The 6,279-nt window shown below is 74.4% G+C and carries 4 protein-coding genes and 1 tRNA gene; 4 read left to right on the top strand and 1 reads right to left on the bottom strand.

Features of this window, described 5'->3' with window-relative positions:
- The coding region (locus tag ACLQ2V_RS13715; RefSeq protein WP_425718807.1) for a hypothetical protein at nt 1-208 on the top strand (208 nt) is incomplete at its 5' end.
- 80 nt (nt 209-288) lie between these two features.
- Here ACLQ2V_RS13715 and ACLQ2V_RS13710 read toward each other — a convergent pair.
- Nucleotides 289-375: transfer RNA gene (locus ACLQ2V_RS13710), tRNA-Leu, on the bottom strand.
- Between the two features lie 239 nt (nt 376-614).
- Here ACLQ2V_RS13710 and ACLQ2V_RS13705 point away from each other — a divergent pair.
- The 3 genes from ACLQ2V_RS13705 to ACLQ2V_RS13695 all read left to right on the top strand — a co-directional run bounded on the left by ACLQ2V_RS13705 (nt 615) and on the right by ACLQ2V_RS13695 (nt 6,278).
- The gene (locus ACLQ2V_RS13705) at nt 615-2,462 is read left to right on the top strand and encodes a hypothetical protein (RefSeq protein WP_425718806.1); all 1,848 of its coding nucleotides are present in this window, start codon (nt 615-617) and stop codon (nt 2,460-2,462) included.
- 152 nt (nt 2,463-2,614) lie between these two features.
- The gene (locus ACLQ2V_RS13700; protein ID WP_425718805.1) at nt 2,615-5,248 is read left to right on the top strand and encodes a fibronectin type III domain-containing protein; all 2,634 of its coding nucleotides are present in this window, start codon (nt 2,615-2,617) and stop codon (nt 5,246-5,248) included.
- 28 nt (nt 5,249-5,276) lie between these two features.
- Nucleotides 5,277-6,278 carry an AAA family ATPase gene (locus ACLQ2V_RS13695; protein ID WP_425718804.1) on the top strand — a complete coding sequence of 334 codons (1,002 nt, stop codon included), beginning with the start codon at nt 5,277-5,279 and terminating at the stop codon, nt 6,276-6,278.
- Nucleotide 6,279: the final 1 nt, after the last annotated feature.

The raw sequence follows: 6,279 nt of genomic DNA, 5'->3' as shown, positions 1-6,279 counted from the left end.
GGAGCGGGAGCGGGAGCGGGAGCGGGAGCGGGAGCGGGAGCGGGAGCGGGAGCGGGAGCGGGAGCGGGAGCGGGAGCGGGAGCGGGGTGGGAACGAGCGCCTCGACAAGCTGCTCGTCGGGCCGGCGAGGGCGCGGTCTGTCGGGGCTCACCTACGCCCCGCCAGCACGAAGGCGACGGCGTCAGCGCAGGTTGCAGCTACCCTCTGAGCTGGTTGCGCACCCAGAGGCCCCGCAGCTCGCGTCCCCACGCGAGAGGGAGTTGATCTCGCGTGGCTATCCACGAGAAGTGGTGTCCGAGGGGGGACTTGAACCCCCACGCCCTATACGGGCACTAGCACCTCAAGCTAGCGCGTCTGCCATTCCGCCACCCGGACTTACTGAAGCTCGTGCAGTCTATCGTGTCGGCCGTAGGTGACCCAACCACCCTCCGGCCGCCCCGTAGGGCCGCACGGGGCATTACTGTACACGGCCGAGATGGATCATGCACATCACCTTCCGACCCGCACGTTTTCCCAGCTCAGAGGCCATTTGACTCGACCGAGACCTCCACCACCTCGATCATGATCGACACAGCGGGTGGCGGCGGCCCGCCCAGCCGGGCAGCATTGCTGGCGTGTCCCAGCCCTCTCCCCTGGCCGACCTCCAGCACCGGGTCCTCGCCCAACGCTCCGCCGGCGATCTCGCCGGGGCGCGCCAGCTGCTGGAGTACGCGCTCGACTCCTTCCGGGCCGGCTACCCCGAGGACCATCCGGAGATGCTGCGCGGCGCTCACCTGCTGGCCCGCCTGCACCGCGAGGCCGACGACCTGACCGCCGCGCGGCGCGTGCTGGAGGAGGCCCTCGCGGCCGGCGAGCGGCGGTGGCATCCGGCGGACCCGCTGATGCTCGCGCTCTCGGCCGATCTCGCCTCGCTCTCCGCGGAACTGGGCAACCGGCACGAGGCCCGCCGCCACTACTCCCACGTCGCCAGCGCCGGGCCCGCCGTGCTCGGGGCGGACCATCCAGCGGTACGCGAGGCGCGGCACTACCTGGGCGGCGACGCGCCCACCCTGGCGGCACCCATCCCGCCGCCATCCGCACCGCCAAGACCGACACCCGCACCGCAGCCACCGCCGCCGGCGCCGCACCAGCCGACCATGGCGCCCCCGCCTCCGGCACCGGTCGTGTCACCTGCGCCGCCGAGCCCCGCGCCGTCGCCACGTCAGGCACCGGTCTCGCCGACCCCGCCGCCGAGCGCCGCACCGGCACCGCCCCCGCAGGTCGCCCCATTCGCCGCACGGCCGGTCTCCGCCCCGCCACCACCCGCCCCGCCCACCACGCCCGCACCGATCGACCCGAGACCACAGCCGTCGCCCCCGCCCACCCCGGCCGGCGGCTGGGACAAGCCCACCATTCAGGTACGACAGATCGACGCGCTGCTGCGCGAGGAGACCGGGCAACCGACCGGCACGCGGGCCGCGCCGGTCAGCAGTTCCCCAACCGCCCCCACCGCCAGAACGCCGGTGAGCGGCCTCCCCTCCAACGCCCACGCCCCGGTCAGCGGGCCACCCGTGAGCGCGCCACCCGCCACCAGGCCCCCGGTGAGCGGCGTGCCTTCGGCCCACGCCCCCGCGAGCGCCCCGCCAACCAGCACCCCGCCGGCAAGCGCCCCACCCTTCACCCCTCCGCCGCCGGCCAGCGCCCCACCGTTCAATCCCCCACCGACCAGCACCCCGCCGTTCAGCGCGCCGCCGACCGGCGCGTCGCCGTTCAGCGGCCCGCAGGTGCCGCCCGGTGGGCTGACAATCCCCCCGTGGGACGGCAGCGCGCCCCCACCACAGCCACCGCTCCCGGCCGCCGACCCCACCCCATACCGCCCGCGCGGCCTGCCCACCCCGCAACCGCCGACGGCCGACCCCGCCACGGTCTACGGGTCGCCGCGTCCGTCCGCCGAGGAGCCGCAGCGGTGGGGCGACGACGACGGCTACCCGTCCCCGCAGGAGGCGTGGCAGACGACGTACCCCGAGGAGAAGGGCGGCGGGCGCGGCCGGCTGGTGGTCGGCGTCGCGGTGGTGGTGGCCCTGGTGGTCCTCGCGGTCATGGTCGTGGTGGCCGTGCTGGTCTTCGGCGGCGACGGGGCGGCGCCCCCGGCGGCCACGGCACCGGCCTCGGCGACGCCCGGCCCGAAGCTGAGCGGGGCCCCGCCGGGTGACCTGAAGCTGCGCGACGACGGCAGCTCCATCACGCTGACCTGGACGGATCCGTCCTCCGGCGCGGTGCCGGTGATGGTGGCCGGCGGCCGGGCGGGCAAGCAGTTGGGCGCGATGGCCACGGTGGACCCGGGGCACACCAGCTACACGGTCAACGGCCTCAACGCGCGGGTGGACTACTGCTTCACGGTGCTCGCGGTCTACTCGACCGACACCTTCGCCACCTCGGGGCAGGTCTGCACGCGGCGCGAGCCGGGTGAGTCACCGAGCTGACCGGTCGTCCACAGCGCACACGCTGGGTGTCCACAGCTTCGCGGCGCGGGTTTCCCCTGTCACAGCGTGGCCATATGATGGCAGCCGGCTCTGGGGAGGGTCGCCGGTGACCGGCGCGTCGCCTGGCACGACGACACAGGAGGCAGCCGCTTGTGACCACCATCGACGACGCCGTGAGCACCGAGCCTGCCGTGCCACGCCGCCGCTGGCGGGGTGGTCTGGTCACGATCGGCACGGTGGCGGCGTTGGTGGCCGCGATGGGGCTCACCGTCCTGGGGCTGGGCGCCGCCGACAACGCGGTGGCCAACTACGATTCCAGCAGTTGGCTGTGGAGCGCGACGCGCAGCGAGATGTCCCGGGTCAACGGCCTGACCGCCCGGGTGGACACCCGGGTGGAGATCCCCGGGGCCCGGCAGCACCCGATGCAGGTCACCCAGACCGACCGGCTGCTGATCCTGCGCGACCTGAACACCGGGCAGGTCAGCTCACTGGACCTGGCCACCCTCCAGATCACCGCGACCACCCGCACCACCCCCGGCCTGGGCGTCAACGTGGCGTTGCACGAGGACGCCGCCTTCGTGGTCGACGCCGTGCAGGGCGTGGTGCGGCAGCTCGACCCGCGTTCGCTGACGCCGGTCGGCCAGCCGGTGCGCTACCCGCCGGGCATCACCGGCGGGGCGTTCGACGGCAAGGGCCGGCTCTGGGTGGCGGTCCCGGCGGAGGGCACCGTCTCTGCGCTCACGGCGGCGAAGCTGTCGGCCGAGCCCGCCTCGGCCGCCCCGGCCGACGGCGGCGTCGACCCTCGGAAGATCGAGACGTACGAGGTCGCCGAGCCCAGCCACGAGTTGGTGGTCTCCACCCTCGACGACGGGGTGGCGGTGCTCGACCGCACCGCCGGGTCGCTGGTGCGGGTGCGTGGCGGCGAGGTCACCCGGACGCCGCTGACGACCGCCGGGCCGGGCACCCTGCCGACGCGCACCAGTGGGGCGAAGGTGCCGGTGACGGTGCCCAGCGACCGTACGGTGCACGTGATCGGCGCCGGTGGCGAGGAGCGGGTCTTCACGGTGCCGGGTCGGGGCGAGCGGCTCAGCGCCGCCGTGGCCTGGGCCGGCCGCTACTACTGCGCCGACGAGACCACCGGCACGATCTACGCCTTCGACGCCGGCGGGCAGCTCGTCGACACCATCGGCGGCAAGGGCTCGACCGGCCCGCTGGAGCTGGAGGTGCGGGAGAACCACCTCTTCATCAACGCGCCGGGCTCGTCGACCGCGCGGGTGGTCGACGACAAGCACCAGGTGCGCGAGGTCGACAAGTACGCCAACGACGTGCTCGGCGGCGACCCGCCGCCGGTGCCCCCGCCGCCGCCCCCGCCGAAGAAGCCGAAGGTGGGCAAGCCGGGCGCGCCCCGCGCCGTGACCGCGTCGGCCGGCAACGGGCAGGCGCGGGTGACCTGGCGGCCGGCCGCCGCGAACGGCGCGGCGATCGTCCGGTACGTGGTGCAGGGCGCCGGGCAGCGTCGGGAGGTGGGTGCCAACCAGCGGTCGGTGGAGATCACCGGCCTGACCAACGGTGAGACGTACCGCTTCTCGGTGCACGCGGTCAACGCCAAGGGCGACGGCCCGGCGCGCACCAGCAACCCGGTCACGCCGACGGCGGCGGTGCCGGACGCTCCGGCCGGTGTCACGGCCGAGGCCCGGCCGGACGGCACGGTGCTGGTGCGCTGGCCGGCCGCGAACGGCCAGGGCAACACCATCGCGGCGTACGCGGTGACGGCGACCTCGGCGGGCGCGAACGCCCCGGCCGGGCAGTCGCGCAAGACGGAGCTGGTGGTGCCGGCCGGCGAGCTGGAGTACGGCACGCAGTACGCCTTCACAGTGGTGGCGGTCAGCGACCGGGGTGCCGGTTCGAAGTCCTCCCCGGTGAGCAACAGCGTGGTGCCGTTCGCCGCGCCGGAGCGGCCGGTGCAGTTGCGGGCGGCGACGGTGCCGGACCGTCCGGGTGCCGTGGCGGCGCAGTGGTCCCCGGCGCCGGCCAACGGCCGGCCGGTGACGAAGTACCTGGTGGACGTGGGTGGCCGCACGAGTGAGGTGACCGACACCCGGGCCACGGTGGACGGCCTGGGCGACGGGCAGAACGTCACCGTGACGGTGAAGGCGGTCAACGAGGCCGGTCCCGGTCCGGAGGCCACCGCCACCGCGCGCACGGTCGCCGAGCCCCGGGTGACCGTCACCGGCTCGTCGGCGACGGCCACGGCGGTCACGGTGCGCTTCACCGTGGACGCCGGCGGCGGGGAGGCGGCCTGCACGGTCAGCGTGCCGGGTGAGTCGCCGGTGCGGGCGCGCGACTGCGAAAGCGCGACCGTGTCGGGGCTGACCCCGGGCACCGCCTACACGGCCACGGTGACGGCCAGCAACGCCGCCGGCAAGGGCAGCGTGACCCGACGGCAGGAGACCGACCCGTTGTACGGGATCGCGACCTGCCACAACGGCACCGGTGACGACCAGCGGACGTACTGCAACAAGGAGATCCCGGGCGAGCGCAACGGCAACGAGGTCTTCCGGGTTCCCCGGCAGGACAACGACGAGCAGGCCGGGTGGGCCAAGCCGGGCCGGCGACTGAAGGCGTTCTGCCGGGTGCGGGGCGATGATGTGGACTCCTACGTCTACAACGACGGCAAGCGGAGCACCTGGTGGGTGCGGGTGGAGTTCGACGGCCGGAACTACATTCCCTGGGCCTGGCTGAACCTCGAGGGCGGCGACGACATCGACGTCCTGCCCACCTGCTGACCACGCCCACCAGGCAAGGAGCACCACCGTGAACAGCCACGAACCGCTCACCCAGCCGGAGGTGCAGGGCTTCGCCGCCCTCGCCGCCCGGCTGGCGGAGAACGTCAACTCGGTGGTGCTGGGCAAGCCGCAGGTGATCCGGCTGGCGCTGACCGCGCTCTTCGCGCAGGGGCACGTGTTGCTGGAGGACGTGCCGGGGGTGGGCAAGACCACCCTGGCCCGGGCGATCGCCGCGACGGTCGAGGGGCGGTGGCGGCGCATCCAGTTCACCCCGGACCTGCTCCCCTCCGACGTCTCCGGCGTGACGATCTTCAACCAGGCCACCCGGGGTTTCGAGTTCCACCCCGGCCCGGTCTTCGCCAACATCGTCATCGCCGACGAGATCAACCGGGCGTCGCCGAAGACCCAGTCGGCGCTGCTGGAGGTGATGGAGGAGCGCACCGTCACCGTCGACGGGGTGCGGCACCCGGTGCCGCAGCCGTTCCTGGTGGTGGCGACGCAGAACCCGGTGGAGATGGACGGCACCTACCGGCTGCCGGAGGCGCAGCTCGACCGCTTCCTGATGAAGCTCTCCGTCGGGTACCCGGACGAGGCGGTCGAGGTTGAGGTGCTGCGCGGGGCCACGGTCCGCTCCCCCGAGGCGCTGACGGCGGTCACCGACACCGAGACGATCGGCGAGCTGGTGCGGGTGGCCCGCCGGGTGCACATCGCCGAGCCGCTGTACGCGTACGCGGTCCGGCTGGCCGCCGCGACCCGCAGCCATCCGCAGGTGCGGGTGGGGGTGAGTCCCCGGGGGGTGATCGCGCTGACCCGGGCGGCCTGCGCGTACGCGCTGATCGACGGGCGGGGTTGGATCATGCCGGAGGACCTGAAGGCCCTGGCCGAGCCGGTCTTCGCGCACCGGCTGCTGCTCACCTCCGACGCGCAGGTGCGCGGGGTCTCCGCCGCCGAGGTGCTGCGCCAGGCCGTCGCCTCGGTGCCGGTGCCGCTGCCCTCGGGTCAGGTCGTACCCGCCCCGGCCCGGGGCTGAG

The organism is Micromonospora sp. DT233, assembly GCF_049841815.1.
In the GTDB taxonomy this organism is placed as follows: Bacteria; Actinomycetota; Actinomycetes; order Mycobacteriales; family Micromonosporaceae; genus Micromonospora.
This window is presented reverse-complemented; position numbering and strand designations above follow the sequence as displayed.